The 22,298-nt window shown below is 72.3% G+C and carries 21 protein-coding genes and 1 riboswitch; of the genes, 14 read left to right on the top strand and 7 right to left on the bottom strand.

The features are described from left to right. Positions 1-55 precede the first annotated feature (55 nt). Together nagA and M5362_RS27585 are read right to left on the bottom strand one after the other, a co-directional pair. On the bottom strand, positions 56-1,201 hold the full coding sequence (nagA, locus tag M5362_RS27590; RefSeq protein ID WP_260230501.1) for an N-acetylglucosamine-6-phosphate deacetylase: 1,146 nt from the start codon (positions 1,199-1,201) through the stop codon (positions 56-58). Continuing rightward, positions 1,201-2,139, bottom strand: coding sequence for an ROK family protein (locus M5362_RS27585; RefSeq protein ID WP_260230500.1), 939 nt, complete (start codon positions 2,137-2,139; stop codon positions 1,201-1,203). Before M5362_RS27585 ends, nagA begins: the two co-directional genes overlap by 1 nt. Positions 2,140-2,358: 219 nt before the next feature. On the opposite strand from M5362_RS27585, the gene M5362_RS27580 reads away from it, so the two are divergent. The 3 genes from M5362_RS27580 to otsB all read left to right on the top strand — a co-directional run bounded on the left by M5362_RS27580 (position 2,359) and on the right by otsB (position 4,862). Next, entirely contained in the window at positions 2,359-3,630 is a 1,272-nt protein-coding gene (locus M5362_RS27580; protein ID WP_260230499.1) for an extracellular solute-binding protein, read from the top strand. A gap of 12 nt (positions 3,631-3,642) precedes the next feature. Then, complete coding sequence (locus tag M5362_RS27575) at positions 3,643-3,939, top strand: DUF3263 domain-containing protein (protein ID WP_260230498.1); 297 nt, start codon at positions 3,643-3,645, stop codon at positions 3,937-3,939. A 77-nt stretch (positions 3,940-4,016) separates the two neighbouring features. Next, entirely contained in the window at positions 4,017-4,862 is an 846-nt protein-coding gene (gene otsB / locus M5362_RS27570; RefSeq protein ID WP_260230497.1) for a trehalose-phosphatase, read from the top strand. 63 nt (positions 4,863-4,925) lie between these two features. Here the strand turns inward: otsB and M5362_RS27565 are convergent, their stop codons facing one another. The 3 genes from M5362_RS27565 to M5362_RS27555 form a co-directional block, all read right to left on the bottom strand. Next, positions 4,926-6,377: a trehalose-6-phosphate synthase gene (locus tag M5362_RS27565; protein ID WP_260230496.1), complete on the bottom strand. Its 1,452-nt coding sequence runs from the start codon at positions 6,375-6,377 to the stop codon at positions 4,926-4,928. A 65-nt stretch (positions 6,378-6,442) separates the two neighbouring features. Further along, complete coding sequence (locus M5362_RS27560) at positions 6,443-8,140, bottom strand: DUF11 domain-containing protein (protein WP_260230495.1); 1,698 nt, start codon at positions 8,138-8,140, stop codon at positions 6,443-6,445. Positions 8,141-8,178: 38 nt separating this feature from the next. Continuing rightward, on the bottom strand, positions 8,179-9,120 hold the full coding sequence (locus M5362_RS27555) for a glucosyl-3-phosphoglycerate synthase (protein WP_260230494.1): 942 nt from the start codon (positions 9,118-9,120) through the stop codon (positions 8,179-8,181). Positions 9,121-9,253: 133 nt separating this feature from the next. After that, a riboswitch (SAM riboswitch) is annotated at positions 9,254-9,407 on the top strand. Between M5362_RS27555 and thrC the strand changes: the two genes are divergently transcribed. The 6 genes from thrC to M5362_RS27525 all read left to right on the top strand — a co-directional run bounded on the left by thrC (position 9,401) and on the right by M5362_RS27525 (position 14,825). Further along, on the top strand, positions 9,401-10,711 hold the full coding sequence (gene thrC / locus M5362_RS27550; RefSeq protein ID WP_260230616.1) for a threonine synthase: 1,311 nt from the start codon (positions 9,401-9,403) through the stop codon (positions 10,709-10,711). It overlaps the preceding riboswitch by 7 nt. Positions 10,712-10,739: 28 nt before the next feature. Continuing rightward, complete coding sequence (locus tag M5362_RS27545) at positions 10,740-11,018, top strand: MoaD/ThiS family protein (protein ID WP_260230493.1); 279 nt, start codon at positions 10,740-10,742, stop codon at positions 11,016-11,018. A gap of 417 nt (positions 11,019-11,435) precedes the next feature. Next, positions 11,436-11,639 (top strand): cold-shock protein, encoded by a 204-nt coding sequence (locus tag M5362_RS27540; RefSeq protein ID WP_005315736.1) that lies wholly within the window; start codon positions 11,436-11,438, stop codon positions 11,637-11,639. Between the two features lie 379 nt (positions 11,640-12,018). Next, positions 12,019-13,647, top strand: coding sequence for a chaperonin GroEL (groL, locus tag M5362_RS27535; RefSeq protein ID WP_260230492.1), 1,629 nt, complete (start codon positions 12,019-12,021; stop codon positions 13,645-13,647). A gap of 150 nt (positions 13,648-13,797) precedes the next feature. Next, a complete protein-coding gene (locus tag M5362_RS27530) occupies positions 13,798-14,265 on the top strand; it encodes an SRPBCC family protein (protein WP_260230491.1) in 468 nt (155 codons plus the stop codon). After that, positions 14,262-14,825: a GNAT family N-acetyltransferase gene (locus M5362_RS27525; RefSeq protein WP_260230490.1), complete on the top strand. Its 564-nt coding sequence runs from the start codon at positions 14,262-14,264 to the stop codon at positions 14,823-14,825. Before M5362_RS27530 ends, M5362_RS27525 begins: the two co-directional genes overlap by 4 nt. A gap of 79 nt (positions 14,826-14,904) precedes the next feature. On the opposite strand, the gene M5362_RS27520 is transcribed toward M5362_RS27525, so the two are convergent. Then, on the bottom strand, positions 14,905-15,741 hold the full coding sequence (locus M5362_RS27520; RefSeq protein WP_260230489.1) for an AraC family transcriptional regulator: 837 nt from the start codon (positions 15,739-15,741) through the stop codon (positions 14,905-14,907). A gap of 49 nt (positions 15,742-15,790) precedes the next feature. Here M5362_RS27520 and M5362_RS27515 point away from each other — a divergent pair, with 49 nt between their 5' ends. Then, a complete protein-coding gene (locus M5362_RS27515; RefSeq protein ID WP_260230488.1) occupies positions 15,791-16,279 on the top strand; it encodes a DUF2000 domain-containing protein in 489 nt (162 codons plus the stop codon). On the opposite strand, the gene M5362_RS27510 is transcribed toward M5362_RS27515, so the two are convergent. Then, positions 16,254-17,288 carry a GlxA family transcriptional regulator gene (locus M5362_RS27510; protein WP_260230487.1) on the bottom strand — a complete coding sequence of 345 codons (1,035 nt, stop codon included), beginning with the start codon at positions 17,286-17,288 and terminating at the stop codon, positions 16,254-16,256. The two genes, M5362_RS27515 and M5362_RS27510, sit on opposite strands and share 26 nt — an antisense overlap. A gap of 105 nt (positions 17,289-17,393) precedes the next feature. On the opposite strand from M5362_RS27510, the gene M5362_RS27505 reads away from it, so the two are divergent. From M5362_RS27505 to M5362_RS27490, 4 genes are all read left to right on the top strand, one after another. Continuing rightward, positions 17,394-17,999, top strand: a complete 606-nt coding sequence (locus M5362_RS27505) for an isochorismatase family protein (RefSeq protein ID WP_260230486.1) — start codon at positions 17,394-17,396, stop codon at positions 17,997-17,999. Positions 18,000-18,289: 290 nt separating this feature from the next. Next, on the top strand, positions 18,290-19,384 hold the full coding sequence (locus M5362_RS27500; RefSeq protein WP_260230485.1) for a calcium-binding protein: 1,095 nt from the start codon (positions 18,290-18,292) through the stop codon (positions 19,382-19,384). Between the two features lie 92 nt (positions 19,385-19,476). After that, positions 19,477-21,015 carry an alpha/beta hydrolase gene (locus M5362_RS27495; protein ID WP_260230484.1) on the top strand — a complete coding sequence of 513 codons (1,539 nt, stop codon included), beginning with the start codon at positions 19,477-19,479 and terminating at the stop codon, positions 21,013-21,015. A 47-nt stretch (positions 21,016-21,062) separates the two neighbouring features. Continuing rightward, complete coding sequence (locus M5362_RS27490; protein WP_260230482.1) at positions 21,063-22,265, top strand: hypothetical protein; 1,203 nt, start codon at positions 21,063-21,065, stop codon at positions 22,263-22,265. The last annotated feature ends 33 nt before the right edge of the window (positions 22,266-22,298 follow it).

The following is a 22,298-nucleotide window of genomic DNA, read 5'->3' as shown; positions in this document are numbered from 1 at the left end:
CGGAAGGCGGTTGGCCCAGTCCCCGGGCCAACCGCCTTGCGCCGTCCGGCCGACATCAGGCCGACTGCGGCTCGACCACCCAGGTTCCCTTGCGCATCACGCCCTTGACGTCGAAGGCGGCGTCGAGCACGACGAGGTCGGCGTCCTTGCCGGGTTCGAGCGAGCCGACCCGGTCGTCGATGCCGAGGACCCGCGCCGGGTTGGCGGAGATGGCCTGCACGACGGCCTCGACGGGGAGCCCGTCGACGGTCGCGGCCCGCTTGAACGCGCGGTCCAGGGTGAGGGTCGAGCCCGCGATGGAGCCGCCCTCGACGAGCCGTGCGACGCCCTCCTTCACCTCGACGGCCAGCGGGCCGAGCGCGTAGAGCCCGTCGCCGAAGCCCGCCGCGTCCATCGCGTCCGTGATGAACGCGACCCGACGCGGCCCCGCGTGATGGAACGCCAGCTCCAGTGCGGCCGGGTGCAGATGGGTGCCGTCGTTGATCAGCTCGACCGTGATCCGCTCGTCCTCCAGGAGCGCGGCGATCGGGCCGGGGGCGCGGTGGCCGAGGGCGGGCATCGCGTTGTAGAGGTGGGTGGCGACGGTGGCGCCCGCGTCGATGGCCTCGACGGTCTGCTCGTACGTCGCGTCGGTGTGGCCGATCGCGGCGACCACGCCGTGTTCGGCGAGCAGGCGTACGGAGTCGATGCCGCCGGGCAGTTCGGTGGCGAGGGTGACCATCCTGGCCTGGCCGCGGGCGGCGTCGATCAGCTTGCGGACGTCGGCCGGGTCGGGGTCGCGCAGCAGCGTCTCGTCGTGCGCGCCCTTGCGGCAGGGGGCGATGAACGGGCCCTCGAAGTGGATGCCGGCGATCTCGCCCTGCTCGGCGAGTTCGGAGAGCAGCCCGGCGCGGGTGCTCAGGAAGTCCATCTCGCCGGTCACGAAGGAGGCGACGACGGTGGTGGTGCCGTGCAGCCGGTGGGTGTGGACGCCCGTGAGGATCTCCTCGACGGTGCCGGAGGTGAACGAGGCCCCGCCGCCGCCGTGGTTGTGCATGTCGACGAAGCCGGGGACGACCCAGTGGCCGGTGAGGTCGAGCGAGGGCGCGTCGGCGGGCGCGGCGCCCGCGATGCGACCGCCGTCGACGATCACCCGTCCGTTCTCGACGATGCCGGTCGGCAGCACCACACGGGCTCCGGCGAGAACTGTGGAAACGGCCATCAGGCGGATACCTCCGAGTCGAGGGAGAGAAGGTCCCAGGCGAGGAGGCCCGCGCCCAGGCATCCGGCGGTGTCCCCGAGGGCCGCGGGGACGACGGCGGGCAGCTTCTGGAACGTGACGCGTTCCTCCACCGCGGCTCGCAGTGGTGTGAACAAGGTTTCCCCGGCCTCGGCGAGACCGCCACCGATGATGAGCGTGCGGGGGTCCAGCAGGGTGAGCGCGGTGACCAGGCCGTCCGCGAGGGCGTCGACGGCCTCCTGCCAGACCTGGACGGCCCTGGCGTCGCCGGACTCGACGGCCTTGGCGCAGTCGGCGGCGTCGGCGTCCGGGTCGCCGGAGACGGCGGCCCAGGCCTGGGAGACGGCGGAGGCGGAGGCGTACCGCTCCAGGCAGCCGCGCTGGCCGCAGCCGCACTCGGTGCCGCCGGGGCGGACGACGATGTGGCCGATCTCGCCCGCGTAGCCGTGGGCGCCGGCCTCGATGGCGCCGCCGATGCCGATGGCGCCGGCGATCCCGGTGCCCAGCGGTACGAAGAGGAAGCGGTCGGCGCCGTTGCCCGCGCCGATCCGGCCCTCGGCGAGGCCGCCGGTGCGGACGTCGTGGCCGAGGGCGACCGGGGCGCCGTCGAGGCGCTCGCTGAGCAGGGCGCGCATCGGGACGTCGCGCCAGCCGAGGTTGGCGGCGTAGACGGCGATGCCGTTCTCGGCGTCGACGATGCCGGGGACGGCGACTCCCGCGGCCGCGGCGGGCTCGCCGTACCGCTCCAGTCCGTAGGCCCGCAGCTCGGCGGCGAAGTCGAGGATCGTCTCGACGACGGCCTCGGGGCCGCGTTCGCGGCCGGTGGCGCGCCGTGCCTCGTGGAGCAGGGTGCCGTCCGCCCCGACGAGGGCGGCCTTCATGCCGGTGCCGCCCACATCGAGGGCGATGACGTGTCTCACGGGAACAGTCTCGCGCGTGCGAGCCCGAAAGGTCTAGTCCACTGGCCGATATTGTTGCGCACGGATACAAATCCGGGCCGCGGACGCCCGCCCTGCCCGGCGCGCTGCTTCACGAGGTCTTCACCCGAGACCGGAGATCTACCCAAGTGGTGTAGACCTTATGCTTCCTCTTCTGTGAAAATCACAGCTCAACGACGAGCAAGAGGGTGGGGCGACGCTGTGCAGCGGCGATTTCTTGGACTGACCGCGACGTTCGCCGCGCTGGGCCTGACCGCCGGGCTCTCCGGCTGCGGCCTCACCGGCGCCGAGGCCGGCGACGTGACCCTGCGGCTCGTCGCCGCCGACTACGACCTGACCGGCGGCGACACCACCAGGAAGTACTGGGACGAGCTCACCGCCGCCTACGAGGCCGAGCACCCCGGCGTCCAGGTCGAGGTCCAGGTCGAGTCCTGGAACGACGTCGACCGCAAGGTCGCCGAGATGGTCAAGGCCGACCAGGCCCCCGACATCGCCCAGATCGGCGCCTACGCCGACTACGCGGCCGCCGGCGAGCTCTACTCCGCCGACGAGCTGCTCTCCATCCCCGTCCAGGCCAACTTCCTCGCCCCCCTCGCCTCCGCGGGCGAGCACAAGCGCATCCAGTACGGCCTGCCCTTCGTCGCCTCCACCCGGCTGCTCTTCTTCAACGAGAAGCTCTTCGACGAGGCGGGCATCACCAAGCCCCCGACGAGCTGGGACGAGCTGGCCGCCGCGGCGCAGAAGCTGAAGGCCGACGACGTCCCGTACCCCTTCGCGCTGCCGCTCGGCCCGGAGGAGGCGCAGGCCGAGACGATGATGTGGTTGCTCAGCGGTGGCGACGGCTACACCGACGGCACCGACCGCTACCGGATCGACTCCGACCAGAACGTCGCGACCTTCGACTGGTTGAAGGAGAACCTGGTCCAGAAGAAGCTCACCGGCCCCGTCGCCCCGGGCAAGCTCAACCGCAAGGACGCCTTCGCCGCCTTCTCGCGCGGCGAGGTGGGCATGCTCAACGGCCACCCCTCGCTCATGCAGGAGGCCGAGAAGAAGGGCGTCAAGGTCGGCAAGGTCGCGCTGCCGGGTATGGACGGCAAGGCCAAGGCGTCCATGGGTGTCGCCGACTGGATCATGGGCTTCAAGCAGAACGGCCACCGCAAGGAGATCGGGGAGTTCCTCGACTTCGTCTACAGCGACGAGAACGTGCTGAAGTTCGCGGGCGCCAACGACCTGCTGCCGGTGACCGTCAGCGCGTTCTCCCGGATGGAGAGCGACGAGGAGCACGAGAGCCTGCGCGAGTTCCTCACCGAGCTGCCGAACTCGCAGCTCCCCCCGGTCGGCAAGACGTCCTGGGCCCAGGTCAGCGACAACATCAAGCAGAACATCGGCAAGGCCGTCACGCCGGGTGCCAAGCCGTCGGACGTCCTGGGGCAGATCGCGCGTGAGGCGACGGCGGCCGAGAGCGCGGAGTAATAGGTTGTTCGTATGACCGACACGAGCGACCCCGGCCCCGGCGACTCCGGGCTCGGACCTGTCGACACCGCGCCCGGCGCGCGGGCCGAGCTCGGGGAGCGGGAGCGGGCGGTGCTCGCTCTCGAACGCCGCTCCTGGCCCGGCCCCGGCGCCAAGGAACGGGCGGTCCGCGAGCAGCTCGGCCTGTCCGCGACCCGCTACTACCAGCTCCTCAACGCCCTTCTCGACGATCCGCGCGCCCTGGAGCACGACCCGGTGACCGTCAACCGGCTGCGGCGCGTACGCGCGGAGAAGGAACAGCGCCGCTGAGGCGGCGGGAGCGGGGCCGCGCGGGAGCACTCCGCGAAGGAGCAGCGCCGCCGAGGCCGCGTCGGTAGGGTCGTCGTATGGTCAGCAGCCTTCCGCACCCGACCACATCCGCAGGCCGCGACGGCCTGGCCGCGCTTCTCGCGCGGCCGGAGAAGGCCGTCGTCGCCCTCGACTTCGACGGGACGCTCGCCGAGATCGTCCCCGACCCCGAACAGGCCCGGGCCCACCCCGGCGCCGTTCCCGCCCTGTCCGCCCTCGCCCCGCGCATCGCCTCGGTCGCGGTGGTGACGGGCCGCCCGGCGGGCGTGGCGGTGCGGTACGGCGGCTTCGCCGGCGTCCCCGGCCTGGAACACCTCGTCGTCCTCGGCCACTACGGCGCGGAGCGCTGGGACGCGGTCACCGGCACCGTCCAGGCCTCCGCCGTCCACCCCGGCGTCGCCTCCGTCCGCGCCGAGCTCCCCGGCTTCCTGGACGGCGTCGGCGCCTGGCCGGGCACCTGGATCGAGGAGAAGGGCCGCGCGGTCGCCGTCCACACCCGCCGCTCCACCGACCCGCAGGCGGCCTTCGAGGCCCTCAGGGCCCCGCTCGCCGACCTCGCCGCCCGCCACGGCCTGGTCCTCGAACCGGGCCGCATGGTCCTCGAACTGCGGCCCCCGGGCATGGACAAGGGGGTGGCGCTCGCCGACTACGTACGGGAGGTGGGCGCCGGGTCCGTCCTGTACGCGGGCGACGACCTGGGCGACCTGCCGGCCTTCGCCGCCGTGGAGAAGCTCCGCTCGGACGGCGTCCCGGGCCTGCTGGTCTGCAGCGGCTCGACGGAGGTCGCGGAACTCACGGACCGCGCCGATCTGTCGGTGGCGGGCCCGCAGGGGGTGGTGCGGTTCCTGACGGCCCTGGCGGACGCGGTCCGGGCTCCGGCCTGAGGCCCCCGGCGACGGGGCGCGGCTAGGAGCTCGCCCCGTCGCGGCGCAGCGCCTCCAGCGTGGCTAAGAGCTCGCTCCGTCGCCGCGCAGCGCCTCCAGCTGGTTCAGGAACCACCGCTGCGGCGGCAGCGCCGTCGCCGCCGCGGCGAGGCGCTTCGAGCGGTCCGCGCGCTCCGCCGCGGGCATCGACAGGGCGCGGTGCAGGGCGCGCGCGGTCTCCGTCACGTCGTACGGGCTGACCGTCAGCGCGTCCTCGCGCAGTTCGTCGTACGCCCCGGCCCCCGTCGAGAGCACCAGCGCGCACCCGGCCTCCGAGACGACCGGGATCTCCTTGGCCACCAGGTTCATCCCGTCCCGCACCGGGTTGATCAGGGCCACGTCCGCCATCCGGTACGCGGCGAGCGAGCGCGGGAAGTCGTCCTTCACCGACAGCAGCACCGGCTGCCAGTCGTCGGTGCCGAACTCCGTGTTGATCTCCTCCGCCAGCTCGGCGACCGCCGCCGTGTAGGCGCGGTAGACCTCCAGGTCCTGGCGGGAGGGGTACGCCGAGGCCAGGTGGACGACCCGGCCGCGCCACTCGGGCCGCTCCTGGAGCAGCTCCCGGTAGGCGAGCAGGCCGCGCACCACGTTCTTCGACAGCTCCGTGCGGTCCACCCGCACGATCGTCCTCCGGTCGCCGACCTCGGCCCGCAGGGCGGCGAGGCGGTCGTCGACCTCGGGTGTGTGGGCGAGCGAACGGAGGTCGTCCCCGTCCACGCCCAGGGGGTACACCTCGACGCGGGTGCGCCGGGGCGCGCCGCCCGCCCGGTGGTGGCGCACCCCGTGCCAGGGGTCGCCGCTCGCCATGGACCCGTCGGCCGTCCCGCCCGCGCCGTCGAGGTGCGCGCCGGCGACGAACGACGTCGCCCATCCCCAGGTGTGGAAACCCAGCTCGTCCGCGCCGAGCATCCCCCACAGAAGCTCCTCGCGGACGTCCTCGGGCAGCATCCGCAGGTACCCGGGCGAGGCCCACGGCGTGTGGGTGAAGTGGCCGATCCGCAGGTCCGGGCGGAGCTCGCGCAGCATGCCCGGCACCAGCGCCAGGTGGTAGTCCTGCACCAGCACCGCCGCGCCCTCGTCCGCCCCGGCCGCCAGCTCCTCGGCGAAGGCGCGGTTGTACGTCCGGTACGACTCCCACTGCCGACGGAACTCCGCGTCGAAGACCGGCTCGCGGGGCACGTTCCACAGGTGGTGGTGCAGGAACCACAGCACCGAGTTCGCGATCCCGTTGTACGCGTCGGCGTACACCTCCGGGTCGATGTCCAGCATCCGCACGCCGGGCTCGGACACCTCGCGGCGGACCGCCTCGCGGTCGCCGTCACCGAGCGCCGCGCAGACCCACACGCTGTCCTGGGAGGACACCGCGCTCAGCCCGGAGACGAGACCGCCCCCGCCGCGCCGGGCACTGAGCGTGCCGTCGGCGGCGAGGGCGTACGAGACCGGACCCCGGTTGGACGCCACGAGCACAGAAGCCATGTGGCGAACCTAGCCCGTCACGTAAACGCTCAAACGTACGTATACAAGTCTGGCGAATCCACGCCTCAGTGCTCGCGGCGTCCGCGGATGGCCGCCTTCGCCACGACGCCGGTCGCCGCCAGCGCCAGCGCGAGGCCGCCGAGCAGCCACAGGCGCTCCCCGCCGGCTCCGGTTTCCGCCATCGATCCGCCGGGTCCGGGCAGGGCCGGACGGGGCTGGTGGGTGGTGGGGGCGGGGGGCGGCGCGGCCTTCGCGTCGGCCGGGGACGGTGTGGCGTCCACCGGCTCCGTCTCGCCCGGCGTCGGCGTCGGTGTCGGCGTCGGTGTGGGGCTCGGGGTCGGCGTCGGCGTGGCTGTAGGGGTCGGACTCCGGGTCGGGGTCGGGGTCGGTGTCGGGGTGGGCTTGGGCAGGGTGACGACCGGAGTCACCGCGCAGGCCGGGTCCTCGCTGCCGGAACCGCAGTTCGAGCCCGGCGAGGTGACCTCGACACCGCCGGACAGTCTGCCGTCCCCCCGCACCGGGTCGTCGACCGTCACCGAGTAGGTGATCGTCGCCGTCCCGCCGGCCGGAATGTCACCGGTGTAGGCGATCCCGCGCCCGTCGTACGTCACCGTGCCGACCGTCGCCTTCGCGTCGCCGTTGTAGACGGCGTCGTCCAGGTTCCCCGTCAGGTCGTCGCCGAACGTGGCGTTCGGGCGGTCCAGCCGGCCGGCGTTCTTCGCGGTGATCGTGTACGTGAGGGTGTCGCCCGGCTTCACCCGCTCCGGGCTCGCCGTCTTGGTGATCTCCAGGTCCGGCACCGGTACGGAGAAGGCGAGTGCGGAGGGCACGTACGTGGTGTCCGTCGTCGTGAACGTCAGCTCCGTCGACCGGGAGCCCACCGGAAGGGCGTCCTCGGGGATGTCGAAGGCGGTGACGAAGGAGGCGTCCGCGCTGCCGGCGGGGTGGGCCGCGGTGACGTTCCTGCCGTCCACGAGGAAGGTGCCGTCCGGTGTGTTCCGGTCGCCGCCGTACGCCGCCACGCTCGCCCTCGCCCTGCCCGCCGTGCGGTGGAATCCGTCGACGGAGACCGTCGTCGCCGGGGAGCCGGACCGCTGGAGGACGTGCCCGCCGTAGACGTGGACGGCGCGCCGGTCCGGGGCGAAGGCCGGCTCGGGCCCGGGGAACTCGTGGACCACCGTCAGGGACCAGCCGGCCACGCAGTCCTTGCCGCGCGCGGCCCAGATGCCGCCGACCGCGACCCGCGCGTCCGTGCCGGTCACGCCCGCGAACGCGGCCGTGACGTCGGATTCGCCCGTGTAGTAGTGCGCTCCGCCGGTGTCGACCGGGTCGGTCACCATGCTGTCGATCGAGACCGGCGTCTTCGCGCCCGTCCCGACCCTGAGGCTCGGTCCGGTCGTCGCGGGGTCGCCCGGTGAGGTCGTCACGTCACCGCCGGAGGCGCCGCACCGTTTCGACCGCGCCCCGCTCGACTCCCTGAGCGTGCCGTCGTTGCCGCCCCAGAAGAGCCGGGCGTACGCGACCCGGGCGCCGACCGGGATCACGACGTTCCCGGTGCCGGCGCCGTACCCGCCCGCCGTGGGGGTGACCGTGCTGCCGATGGTCGTGAAGTCGCCGTACAGCGAGGCGTCGTAGCGCTTGCCGAAGGGCTCCACCACGTCCGCGGCGGCCGGGCCGGCCGCCGCGACGGCGAGCGAACCGAGCGCACCGGCGGCGAGACCGAGCACCGCCACCGAGATGGTCATACGATTTTTGAACGGCATGAAACGGAAATGTAGGCAAAAAACATCATCATTCGGCGTTACGCCACGCGGCGGTGCGTGTACTCCGTGATGTCGATCATGGGCGGCCGTTCCTCGGTGTCCACGGCGTACGTCCGCGGGGTGAATCCGGCGTCGTCCCGCTCGAACTGCGTCAGCCGGGGCCGCACCATGTGCCCGCGAGAGAGCCGCAGCTGCGCCGTCCGGTAGATCGCCGCCGCCATCCGGCCGAGTGCGAGGCCGTCCTGGTGCCGGTGCTTGCGGACCCCGACATCGACCTGCGCGAGGGCGTCCAGACCGACGGTGTGCAGCGCGTCCACCAGCAGGCCCAGCTCCACTCCGTAACCGACGGGGAAGGGCAGGCGCTCAAGGAGCGAGCGGCGCGCCGCGTACTCGCCGCCGAGCGGCTGGACGAAGCCGGCCAGCTGCGGCCAGTGCAGATTGAGCAGCGGGCGCGCCACCAGCTCCGTCACGCGGCCGCCCCCACCTGGGGCGTCTCCCAGCGGCCGGTCGTACATCGCCTTCACGAAGTCGACGTCCGGGTCGGTGAGCAGCGGGCCCACTATCCCGGTGACGAAGTCCGCGGAGAACTCCCGCAGGTCCGCGTCGACGAAGCCGACGATGTCACCGCGCGTGACCATCAGTGACCGCCACAGCACCTCGCCCTTGCCGGGCACCGCGGGTATCCGGGGAAGGATGGCGTCCCGCGCCACGACCCGCGCTCCGGCCTTCGCCGCGACCTCCGCCGTGCGGTCGGTGGAGCCGGAGTCGATCACCACCAGCTCGTCCACGAGCGGGACCGACTCGGTCATCAGCTCCCGGCGGATCACGGAGACGATGTCGCCGACCGTCGCCTCCTCGTCGAGCGCGGGCAGGACGACGCTGACCGTCGTCCCGTGCTTCGCCGCCAGGACGCGGTCGAGCGATCGGTCCGTCACGGACCAGGACCGCCGGGCCAGCCAGCGCTCCACTTCCTCCAGCACGTGATCTCCATCTCGCGGTTCGGACGGCAGGTTCAACCCTCCGGGCCTTCGGTTACAGTCTTGAACAACGCGGATCCCCGATGCATGTCGGGGTACCGACCGCGTCATACAACCGCTTCACACAATCGAATACCGCTCATCCAGAGGGGCAGAGGGAAACGGCCCGTTGAAGCCCCGGCAACCCTCCAGTCGGTCTCGTACGCGAACACCACGCGCCAGCGAGGCTCCCGGCTAGGGAAGGTGCCAAATCCGTCTCATGACGACGTTCGTCATGGGAAAGATGAGGAGAAAGGGCCTCGCCTCCATGGCTGTACAGACTGTTTCCGCCACCCAGACCGTCGATCTCGGTCCCGCTTCCGGCCTTTCCTGCCGGGAATGCGGTGAAGTCTTCCCGCTCGGCCCGATCTTCGCCTGTGAGCTGTGTTTCGGCCCGCTCGAAGTCGCGTACGACCTCCCCACCGGCGACCCCGAGGCGCTGCGCAAGCAGATCGAGGCCGGCCCCGCCAACATCTGGCGCTACGCCCCGCTGCTGCCCGTCCCGGCCGACGTCGCCGAGAAGCCGAACCTGAACCCCGGCTGGACCAAGCTCGTCCAGGCCGACAACCTCGCCCGCGAGCTGGGCGTCGAGCCCGGCAGGCTCTTCGTCAAGGACGACTCCGGCAACCCGACGCACTCCTTCAAGGACCGCGTCGTCGCCCAGGCCCTGGAGGCCGCCCGCGCCTTCGGCTTCACCACCCTGTCCTGCTCCTCCACCGGCAACCTGGCCGGAGCCGTCGGCGCCGCGGCCGCCCGCGCCGGCTTCCGCTCGTGCGTGTTCATCCCGCACGACCTGGAGCAGGGCAAGGTCGTCATGGCCGCCGTCTACGGCGGTGAGCTCGTCGGCATCGAGGGCAACTACGACGACGTCAACCGCTTCTGCTCCGAGCTCATCGGCGACCCGCTGGGCGAGGGCTGGGGCTTCGTCAACGTCAACCTCCGCCCGTACTACGGCGAGGGCTCCAAGACGCTCGCGTACGAGATCTGCGAGCAGCTCGGCTGGCAGCTGCCCGACCAGCTCGTGATCCCGATCGCCTCCGGCTCGCAGCTCACCAAGATCGACAAGGGTCTGCAGGAGCTCATCAAGCTGGGCCTGGTCGAGGACAAGCCGTACAAGATCTTCGGCGCGCAGGCCGAGGGCTGCTCGCCGGTGTCGGCGGCCTTCAAGGCCGGTCACGACGTCGTACGGCCCCAGAAGCCCGACACCATCGCCAAGTCGCTCGCCATCGGCAACCCGGCCGACGGTCCGTACGTCCTCGACATCGCGCGCCGTACCGGCGGCGCGGTGGAGGACGTGAACGACGAGCAGGTCGTCGACGCCATCAAGCTGCTGGCCCGGACCGAGGGCATCTTCGCCGAGACCGCGGGCGGCGTGACCGTCGGCGTGACGAGGAAGTTGATCGAGGCGGGTCTCATCGACCCGAGCCTGACCACCGTCGTGCTCAACACCGGTGACGGCCTCAAGACCCTCGACGCGGTCGCCGAGACCTCGCAGGCGACCGCCACGATCCGCCCGAGCCTGGACGCGTTCCGCGAAGCCGGCCTGGCCCACTGACCCCTCTCGTCACGGAAGGCAGCACCCCATGAGCGTCAAGGTCCGCATCCCCACCATCCTCCGCACCTACACCGGCGGCCAGGCCGAGGTCGCCGCCGAGGGCGCGACCCTCTCCGAGGTCATCGCCGACCTGGAGAAGAACCACACGGGCATCGCGGCCCGCGTCCTGGACGACCAGGGCAAGCTGCGCCGCTTCGTCAACGTCTACGTGAACGACGACGACGTCCGCTTCGAGCAGGGCCTGGAGACCGCGACGCCGGAAGGCGCGGGCGTCTCGATCATCCCGGCGGTCGCCGGCGGCTGCTGAGCCGTCTCCGAGCCCCCGCGTTACCCGGCGTAACCGAATTGCCCCCTCCGCGAGAGAAGCGGAGGGGGCAATTCAGCATGGTTGAGCGCGGTAGAGTTGGGGAAGTCTCCCCGGCTTTCCCCCGCTGCTCGTGCCAGGCGCATATGAGAATGCGCCCGCACGCGACAAGAAGTAGCCAAAGTGCGCGCGCGTTGTGTACCTTCTGCACGCTTTGCCGGGCCCGACTTGCCCCGGAATTCAGTAAATTCTCCGGAATTCTCCTTTACGCCGTGCCCAGAATTCTCGCTCGATTGACCTGTTGCAGAGGGCAGTTGGGCAGATACATTCAGCCGCGGTCGACGCGTTCCGGCGCAGGGTCTGACCCGGGTTCCGCGAAGTGCGGGTCCCGCGCAAGGGCCAGTAATAGGGGAGTTAGGCATGGCTCAGGGCACCGTCAAGTGGTTCAACGCGGAGAAGGGCTACGGCTTCATCGCGGTCGACGGTGGTGCGGATGTATTCGTCCACTACAGCGCGATCCAGATGGACGGTTACCGCACCCTCGAAGAGGGTCAGCGGGTCGAGTTCGAGATCTCGCAGGGCCAGAAGGGTCCGCAGGCGGACATGGTCAAGCTCGCCGTCTGAGCACGGCGCGATCGGCCACCACGTACGCACTCACGCGTTCTCACGCCGAGGGGTCCGCATCCTGACCGGGATGCGGACCCCTCGTGCGTGCGCGGGAGCTACGCGACAGGGCTTCCCGATCGCCGAGAGGCGCTTGCCCCCGCCCGTCACCCGACCGCCACCCCTCATCGACGTCCCTGCGGGACGGCCTTGCACTCTCCTAGGCAGAGTGCTAATCATTGGCGTTAGCACTCTGAAGGTGAGAGTGCTTACGAGGATCGGGCAGACGAGGTCCGCGGCCAGGTGGGGCAAGGAACCACAGGGCGCGCAGGCCGTCCGTCGCGGGCGTCGGCGCGGTCCTGGAGCGTTATCCACCCCATGTCCGGGAGGACCACTTCACATGGCCAAGATCATCGCGTTCGACGAGGAGGCACGGCGCGGTCTCGAGCGCGGGATGAACCAGCTCGCCGACGCCGTCAAGGTCACCCTTGGCCCCAAGGGCCGGAACGTCGTCCTCGAGAAGAAGTGGGGCGCCCCCACGATCACCAACGATGGTGTGTCCATCGCCAAGGAGATCGAGCTCGAGGACCCGTACGAGAAGATCGGCGCCGAGCTGGTCAAGGAAGTCGCCAAGAAGACGGACGACGTCGCCGGTGACGGTACGACCACCGCGACCGTCCTCGCCCAGGCGCTCGTCCGCGAGGGCCTGCGCAACGTGGCGGCCGGCGCCAACCCGATGGCCCTCAAGCGCGGCATCGAGAAGGCCGTCGAGGCCGTCTCCGGCGCCCTGCTCGAGCAGGCGAAGGATGTCGAGACCAAGGAGCAGATCGCTTCCACGGCCTCCATCTCCGCCGCCGACACCCAGATCGGCGAGCTCATCGCCGAGGCGATGGACAAGGTCGGCAAGGAAGGCGTCATCACCGTCGAGGAGTCCCAGACCTTCGGTCTGGAGCTGGAGCTCACCGAGGGTATGCGCTTCGACAAGGGCTACATCTCGGCGTACTTCGCCACCGACATGGAGCGTATGGAGGCGTCCCTGGACGACCCGTACATCCTGATCGTCAACTCCAAGATCTCCTCCGTGAAGGACCTGCTCCCGCTCCTGGAGAAGGTCATGCAGTCGGGCAAGCCGCTGCTGATCATCGCCGAGGACGTCGAGGGCGAGGCCCTGTCGACCCTGGTCGTCAACAAGATCCGCGGCACCTTCAAGTCCGTCGCGGTCAAGGCTCCGGGCTTCGGCGACCGCCGCAAGGCCATGCTGAACGACATCGCCATCCTCACGGGCGGCACGGTCATCTCCGAGGAGGTCGGTCTCAAGCTCGAGAACGCCGGCCTGGACCTGCTGGGCCGCGCCCGCAAGGTCGTCATCACCAAGGACGAGACCACGATCGTCGACGGTGCCGGTGACAGCGAGCAGGTCGCCGGTCGCGTCAACCAGATCCGCGCCGAGATCGAGAACTCGGACAGCGACTACGACCGCGAGAAGCTGCAGGAGCGCCTGGCGAAGCTCGCCGGCGGTGTTGCGGTCATCAAGGCCGGTGCCGCGACCGAGGTCGAGCTCAAGGAGCGCAAGCACCGCATCGAGGACGCCGTGCGCAACGCGAAGGCGGCCGTCGAGGAGGGCATCGTCGCCGGTGGTGGCGTGGCCCTGCTCCAGGCCTCCAGCGTCTTCGAGAAGCTCGAGGCCGACCTCACGGGCGACGAGGCCACCGGTGCCAACATCGTCAAGCTGGCGCTCGAGGCCCCGCTGAAGCAGATCGCCGTCAACGCCGGCCTCGAGGGCGGCGTCGTGGCGGAGAAGGTCCGCAACCTGCCCGTCGGCCACGGCCTGAACGCCGCGACCAACGAGTACGTGGACCTCATCGCCGAGGGCATCATCGACCCGGCGAAGGTGACGCGTTCCGCCCTGCAGAACGCGGCCTCCATCGCCGCGCTGTTCCTGACCACCGAGGCCGTCATCGCCGACAAGCCGGAGAAGGCCTCCGCGGCCGCTCCGGGCGGCATGCCGGGCGGTGACATGGACTTCTGAGCCACGGCTCGGTAGTTCTCGCAGTACGCGACCGAGGGCGGCACTCCCTGTTGGGGGTGCCGCCCTCGGGCGTTCGGGGTGATGCTGGTGGGGTGGGGGTCTGCCGCCCCCTCTCGTAAGGCGCGCCCCTTCGGAAGGCGGGAGCGATCCATGATCACGCTGCTGACGACACCGACCGAACGCGAGCTGGTCATCACCCGGACCTTCGACGCCCCGCCCGCCCGCGTCTGGGAGGCGTGGACCAAGCCCGAGCACGTGCGCCAGTGGTACGGCGTGGCCGCCCTGCCCACGGTGGTCTCCGACATCGACCTCAGGGTCGGCGGTGCGTGGCGCTGGGGCCAGAAGGCGCCCGACGGCCGGGAGATCGTCTTCTCCGGCACGTACGAGGAGATCCTCCCGAACGAGCGCCTCGTCTACACCGAGGTCTTCGAGCTGATGCCGGGCCCCCCGGTCCATGTCACCCTCACCTTCGACGACACCCCCGACGGCGGGACGGCGCTCACGAGTACGTCGCTCTGGCCGTCCGCGGAGATCCGCGACCAGGCGCTGGCGACGGGGATGGAGGCGGGTGTCAGGGAGGAGTACGACCGTCTGGCGGCCTACCTGGGGACGATGTGAGCCTGGACGTGCCGCGGCTGTCGGCCGGGGCGTACGACCTGCGCACGTGGAAGCGGGCGGATCTGCCGCTCGTCGAGGAGGCGTCGACGGATCCCTACATCCCGCTGACCACCACGGTCCCGCCGGTGTACTCGGAGGCGGAGGGCGAGGGGTTCGTACGCCGCCAGTGGAGCCGCTCGGAGTCGGGCGCCGGCTACTCCTTCGTCATCGTCCGCCGGCGCGACGACCGCCCGGCGGGCATGATCGGCCTCTGGCTCCGCGACCTCCCGGAGGGCCGCGCGACCGTCGGCTACTGGGTCGCCCCGTCCTGCCGCGGCGAGGGTGCGGCCGGGGCGGCGCTGACGGCGTTGAGCGAGTGGGCCATGGGTGAACTGGGCATCCCCCGGCTCCAGTTGCTCGTCGAACCCTGGAACGAGGCCTCGGCGAGGACGGCGGAACGGGCCGGGTTCGTACGGGAGGGCCTGCTGCGGTCCTGGCAGGAAGTGGGCGGGGAGCGGCGGGACATGGTGATGTACGCGCGGGTGCGGGTCCCCGACCCGGAGGACGCCGGGGCGCTCTGAGCCCCGAGCGGCGGGTGCGGGTCCCCGACCCGGAGGACGCCGGGGGATCCTGAGCCGCGCGCGCTGACCCGGGGCGGTCTCACGGGAGGCGGGCGCTCGGACGCCCGGGGCCGTAGCGCCCCGGTGTCGTGCCCACGTGGCGCCGGAAGTGGCGGGTCAGGTGCGACTGGTCGTGGAAGCCCGTCTCCGACGCCACCTCCGCGGGCTTGCGGCCGGCGAGGAGGAGGCCGCGGGCCCGGCTGATGCGGCGGGACGTCACGTACTGGTGCGGGGCGATGCCGAAGGCGGAGGTGAACGCGCGTACCAGGTGGGTGGGGTGGGCGTGCACCAGCTTCGCGGCCTCGGCCAGGGTCACGCCGTCGACCAGCCGCTCGTCGAGGAGGTCCCGCAGGTCGTGGGCCACGCCGTGTGCGGCCTTCGGCGGCCGTCGGTCGGCGGCGGTGGCGCCGGTGGGTGAGAGGCGGGGGCGCAGATGGGCGCGGAGGCGTTCGGCGATCAGGGCGAGGCGGCTCTCGGCCTCGAGCTCGTCGCTCCGGTGCGCCAGCGCCGCGTGCAGCTGCCCGAGCCGTCCGCGCAGCAGCGGGTCGACGATGTCGGGGCCGTCCACCGCGGCGCCGATGAGGCTCTCGTCCAGCTGGGTGAGGTCCAGATAGAGCACCCGTTTGCGGAAGCCGTGCTCGGTGGCGGGTGAGCCGTTGTGCGGGACGTGCGGCGGGAGCAGCGTCACCGTGTCGTGCGGGGTGCCGTGCTCGCGCCGGTTCAGGTCGTAGCGGACCGCGCCGTCGTCGACGATCAGCAGGGTCCAGACGTCGTGGACGTGCATCGGGTAGGCGTGCTCGGTGAAACGGGCGTGGAAGACCTCCACGACACCCGGGATCCCCGGGCGCCACGCGGAGACCTCGTGCGCTGCCACCATGCCAAGAACGTACAAGAAGGAGGGGCGGGGCAGGCGGCAGTCTCGGATCATGAACACGACGCCCGAGAGCCCGACGCCCCAGACCACGACCCCTGAGAGCACGAACACTGCCCCCGAGTCCGTGCCCGTACGGTTCGACACGAAGATCGCCGTCCTGCTGCGCGAGGACCTGGAGACCTGGCAGCGGCTGAACGTGACCGCGTTCCTGGTCAGCGGCGTCGGCTCGGAGCTGCCCGAGGTGATCGGCGAGCCGTACGCCGACGCCGACGGCACGCCGTACCTGCCGATGTTCCGGCAGCCCGTCCTCGTCTTCGAGGGGACGAAGGAGACGCTCACCGCCGCGCACGGCCGCGCCCTGTCCCGCTCGCTGCCCCGTTCCGTCTTCACCTCCGACCTCTTCGCCACCGGCAACGACCGGGACAACCGCGCGGCGGTCCGCGCGGTGCCGGGCGACCGGCTGGATGTCGTGGGGCTCGCCGTGTACGGGCCGCGCAACGCCGTCGACAAGGTGCTCAAGGGCGCGCGGATGCACCCCTAGGGTCCGCCCCAGGGCCCGTACGGAAGCGGTGCCGGTACTCCGTCGGGGTGGTGTCGAGGCGGCGGCGGAACGCCCGGATCAGGGTGTCGATCGTGCCGAAACCACAGGAGGAGGCGATCCGTTCGAGGGTGGCGTCGGTCGATTCGAGTGCGGCGCGCGCACGCTCGACGCGCGCCGACTCGATGTAGACGCCCGGGGTCACGCCGAGCTCCTCCTTGAAGATCCGGGTGAGCTGGCGGCTGCTGACGTGCGCGTACGCGGCGAGGTCGTCGACGGTGAGCGGCTCGGCGAGGTGGCGGGTGATGTGGTGGCGGAGGTCCTCGATGCGGCGGGTCGTGGAGAGCGGTTCGAGGGGGACGCTGAACTGGCTCTGCCCGCTGGGGCGCTTCAGGTACATGACGAGCTGCCGTGCCACGCGCAGGGCGACGGTCTCGCCGAAGTCCTCGGCAACGAGGGCGAGCGACAGGTCGAGGCAGGCGCTGATCCCCGCGCCGGTCCACACGTCTCCCTCGCGGATGAAGATCGGGTCGGCGTCGACCTCGACCAGCGGATGCTCGGTGGCGAGCTGCCGGGCGGTCGACCAGTGGGTGGTGGCGCGCCTGCCGTCGAGCAGGCCGGCGGCGGCGAGGATGTGCGCGCCCACGCAGACGGAGGTGACCCGGCGCGCCCGCCCGGCCAGCGCCTTCACCCGGTCGACGACGGCCGGCTCGGCGAGGGCGTGGACGCGCCGCTGCTCGTCGACCTCCACCGAGCCGGGGACCAGGAGCGTGTCGATGGCGCGCGTGGCCGCCGGGTCGAGCGCCTCGTCGAAGGTGATGTCGGGGAGGATCCGTACGCCCGCGGAGGTGGTGACCGGGTCCGTGGTCTCGGCGGCGAGGACGACGCGGTAGCCCGAGGCGTCGTCCGTCTCGCGGCGCAGGAGCGAGAAGACCTCCGGCGGGCCGGTGACGTCGAGCAGGTCGACGCCCTCGAAGAGGACGATGACGATCAGTCGTTCCACCGGGCTCATTCGCGATGTCCGTATCTGCAAGTTGGGCGACATTGCTGACGCGTCTGGGTCGGCCATAGCGTTTCAGATGTAGCGAAACAGCCCGAGCCAGGGGGTATTTCTTCCATGGGTACGACCCGCACGACGCGTACGACTCTGCGCGAACTCAACGGCTTCGACGAGACGCCGGCCTCGCTCTCCGACGCGACGCTGATCCTCGTCGACTACCAGAACACCTACACCCGCGGCGTGATGGAGCTGGACGGCTGGCGGGCCGCGCTCGACTCCGCCGCCGCCCTGCTCGCCAGGGCCCGGGAGGCGGGGGCGAAGGTGGTCCATGTCGTCAACGACGGCGGCGAGGGGACGCCGTACGACATCCGTGCGGAGATCGGCGCGATCCACCCGAGCGTCGCCCCGGTCGAGGGCGAGCCGGTCGTCGTCAAGAAGGCCCCGAACGCCTTCGTCGACACGGACCTGGGCGCACACGTGGACGCCGCCGGGCACAAGGACGTGGTGGTCGCCGGGTTCATGACGCACATGTGCGTGACGTTCACGGCGGAGGGCGCGTTCCTGCGGGGAAACCGGCCGACGGTCGTCGCCGATGCCTGCGCGACCCGGCCGCTGCGCACGGTGGTCGCCGACGTGTCCGCCGAACAGCTCCACCGGAGCGCCCTCGCGACGATCGCCGACCTCTACGGCGTGGTGGTCGCCTCCGGAGCGGACCTGAACTGACGGGCCGTCACCTCCGGCAGGTCTCGGACGGGTCGGGGCCCCGGGACGCGTCGGGCCGAGCCGTGTCGGGGCCCGAGCCGCGTGGGACCCCGGGACGCTTCGGCCGTCCGCTCCCCGGTCCTTCTCGCCGTCAGAAGCGCTGACCTCCAACGGAGTCGTACCCCCTCGGGTGCGCGCCGCTGTGCCGATCGGCCCGCACCCGAATGCGGCCACGGGTCGCCGACCGGGGGGTGGCGACGTAGCGTCCGGATCGGTGTCGTCGTGTGACGGTTCGGCTTCTGGAGGTCCGTATGGTTCCCCACCGCGTTTCCGGCCTGCTGGCCGCGGCCGCGCTGCTCGCTCTCGGTCTTCCGGCCGGGGCGGCGGCCGCTGCCCAGCCCACGTGTTTCGGCGCGCCCGCGACGATCACGGGGGCGGGGACGGTCGAGGGGACGGCCGATGACGACGTGATCGTAGGCTCCGGCGGCGCGGACACGATCGACGGCAAGGGCGGCGACGATCTGATCTGCGCCCTGGGCGGGAACGACGTCGTCCAGGGCGGCCTCGGCGACGACCACGTCGACGCCGGTGAGGGCGACGACAACGCGCGCGGTGACGTGATCGCCCTCACCGGCGACGCGGTGGGCGGAGGCGACGACCGGGTCCTGGGCGGCGCGGGTGACGACCGGCTCGGCGGTGACAGCTTCGCGCTCGCCGGGACGGCCACCGGCGGCGGCGACGACCAGGTCCTCGCCGGTCCGGGCGACGACGTCGTGGCCGGCGACAGCCGAGGCGCGAGCGCCTCCGGCGGGGGCGACGACCTCCTCGACGGCGGCTCCGGCGTCGACGACATGGCCGGGGACTCCGTCGCGACCGTGACCGACGCCGCCGGAGCCGGTGACGACGTGCTGCGCGGCGGCTCCGGGACCGACATCCTCATCGGTGACAGCAACGCGCAGCGGAACGCGTCGGGCAGCGGCGGGGACGACGTCCTGGACCTGGGCGCCGACGGCGGGTTCTTCGCCCTCGGGGACCACAACGCCGCGGAGGGTACGGCCTCCGGTGCCGGCGACGACCTGCTCCTCGGCGGCAGCGCCGACGAAGTCCTCCTGGGTGACAGCTCCGTGAGCACCACGGCGCCCACCAGCGCGGGCGACGACGTCATCCAGGGGCGGGGCGGCGACGACCGGCTGCTCGGCGACAACGCCGACTTCTTCATCGAGAACACCGTCGGCACCGCGGGCGGCGACGACCAGCTCCTCGGTGGCGGCGGCGCCGACCGGATCAAGGCCGGTCCGAGCGACGACGTCCTCGTCGGAGGCGCCGGATCCCCCGACGTCTGTGACGGCGAGGCCGGAACGGACGTCGCGGCCGGCGGCTGCGAGTCGATCACGAGCGCCCCCTGACGGGCCACCCCCTCCGGGCGGGGGCCAGCCCCACCCCGAACCGTCCCGGTCGCCGGATGGAAGCGTGACGGCACGTCAACAAGGCTTACCGCATGACGACTTACGCTCCCCACGCCGCCCGCAACGCCCTGCTGACCACCCTCTCCGCCGCCGCCGTCGTGGCCGGTCTCACCGCTCCCGCCCCCGCCGCGGCCTCCGCGCCCGCGTCCCCGCCCGCCACACTCGCGTGGACGGACTGCGCCGACGACCCGAGGCTGAAGCCGAGGCCGCTGCCCGGGCAGGAGTGCGCCACCCTCTCGGTACCCCTGGACTACGGCGACCCCGGTGGCCGCCAGGTCGGGATCGCCGTGTCCCGGCTCCGCAGCGAGCGGCCCGGCGAGCGGCGCGGCGCGCTGGCGGTGATTCCGGGCGGCCCCGGGAGCTCCGGGGTGCAGCGGCTGACGCTGAAGGGAGAGGCGCTGCGGCGGGAGCTGGGCGGTGCGTACGACCTGGTCGCGATGGACCCGCGGGGCGTGGGCGGCAGCGTGCGGGCGAATTGCCGGCTGGACGAGGACGACCGGCGGATCGTGAACCTGCGGTCCTGGCCGGACGCCGAAGGCGGCATCGCGGAGAACGTCGCCCGGTCCCGGCGTACCGCCGAGGCGTGCGCCCGCAACGGCGGCGAGGAGCTGGCGAGCATGACGACGGCGAACCAGGCCCGGGACCTCGACCGGTTCCGGCGGGCGCTGGGCGAGGAAAGGCTCTCGGCCTGGGGCGTCTCGTACGGCACGTACGTCGGCGCCGTCTACGCCCAGAAGTTCCCGCACCGTACCGACCGCTGGGTCCTGGACAGCAGCAGCGACCCGGACCCGGAGCGGGTGGCCCGGGGCTGGCTCGCGTACCTGGGCCAGGGCGCGCAGGACCGTTTCCCCGACTTCGCGACGTGGGCGGCGCACCCGGACCGGGCGGAGCAGGGGCTGCGGCTCGCGGAGCGGGCCGAGGACGTCCGCCCGCTGGTGATCGCGCTGGCGGAGCGGCTGGACCGCGCACCGGTGGAGACCACCACCCCCGGGGTCCCGCTGACCGGCAACCTGCTCCGGCAGGCGCTGCAGAACGCGCTCTACAGCGACACGGCCTTCGCCGGGTTCGCCCGCCTCGTGGTGGACGCCCGGCACCCCGACCGCACGCCCGCGCTTCCGCCGGAGCTGGCGAGCGCCCTGCCCCAGGAGGACGCGGCGATCATGGTCGGTGTCATCTGCAACGACGTGCGGTGGCCGGCCTCCGTCCCCGCCCACCGGCGGGCCGTCGCGGCCGAGCGGGCCCGCCACCCGCTGACGGCCGGGTTCCCGGCGAACATCACGCCCTGCTCCTTCTGGAAGGCGCCGGCCGAGAGGCCCACCCGGATCACCGACCGGGGACCGTCGAACATCCTGATGGTCCAGAGCCTGCGCGACCCGTCCACCCCGTACGCCGCCGGTCTGCGGATGCGCGCCGCCCTCGGCGACCGGGCCAGGCTGGTCACGGTCGACCAGGGCGGGCACGGCATGTACCTGGGCAACGGCAACGCGTGCGGCGACCGCGCGGTGACGGAGTTCCTGCGCACGGGGGAGCGCCCGGCCCGCGACACGTACTGCGCGAACCGAGCGGGGTGACACCCGTCCGACCGGGGCGCGGCCACGAGGTTCTTAGGATCGGGCGCATGAGTGAGGGCGGGGAGCTGTACGAAGCGCGGTACGGGCAGCGGTACGAGGACCGGACGTGGGCCTGGGAACGGCCGCATCCGCTGCGGTTCCTCCTGGTCGCCGAGGAGTGGGACGGGGAACAGACGGTGTGGGCGCGGTGCGCCGGCATCCGGGGTCTGTTCGCGGACGAGGAGCCGCCCCGCGAGCGGCTGACGCTGACCGGGTGCGTGCCCGAGGGCAGGCTGCGCAAGGCCGTCGACGGGGCCGCGCGGGAACGCGACCGGCTGGGTGACCTGTCCCTGCACATCGACGACGAGACGACCGAGAGGCCGACGCACGACTGGGAGCTGGCCGACGTCGTGGTGCTCGACAGCCGGCCGAACGCGGACGACGCCTCGCGCGTGGACGTCCTGATCGAGACGGCGGTCGCCGACCGGCCGGACTCCCGCACCGAGCCGCGGTCGGGCCGCGTGAGGATCTACAACGGGTGGGGTGGCGGATGGCTCGGCGAGTGCCGGCGGGTGGAGGGTCTCTACAAGCCCGAGCGCCCGGTCGCGCGGCCGGCGCTCACCCTCGTCGGCTGCCAACCCGAGGAGCTCATGCTGCGGCGGCTGACCACCCGGCGGTGGGCGGGGGACCCGGTGGAGCTGTTCGTGCTCGACCGCGCGGGCCGGGTGGTCCGGGTGATGGAGCACTTCTTCGTGCACGTCCGTGAAGCCCGCCCGTCCGTGCTCGGGGGCGCCCTCGTGGACATCGCCATCGACGGCGGCCTCTCGAAGCCGCTGCCGCACGCCGCCCGTCCGGTCTGGGACGCCTGGCACGAGGGCGCCCCGAGCACGCCCAACGCATGGGCCGGGCTCGACACGAGGGGCAGGGCGCAGTGGCTCGGTTTCACCAGGCCGGTCGGCGGCGAGGACCGGGTGGGCGACACCTGCCACCTGGACGGCCGGTTCGCCACCGACATCCCGGGCGTCCAGTGCGCGGTCGGCGAGGCCATCGGCGGCCCCGGCGCCCACTTCGCCCGGTGCTGGGGCGCGCTGCGCGGCTGCCCCTGCGGCGGCAACCGGCTCCCGGGCCCGGTCACCCTGGTCTGGCACGACGCGCACATCGCCCGGGAGGCGCTGGCGTCGGTGAGCGCCGACGCGGCGGGCGAACTCACGTACTTCGAGAGCGTCGTACGGCTGCTCGAACAGTCGGGGATCGTGGTCGAGCAGGCGTAGGGGGTACGCGCGAGGGGCGGGTCGCACCGATGC

This window comes from Streptomyces sp. Je 1-79, assembly GCF_025195125.1.
GTDB lineage: Bacteria > Actinomycetota > Actinomycetes > Streptomycetales > Streptomycetaceae > Streptomyces.
The sequence above is the reverse complement of the archived record's forward strand: the minus strand, read 5'-3'. Positions and strand labels throughout refer to the sequence as shown.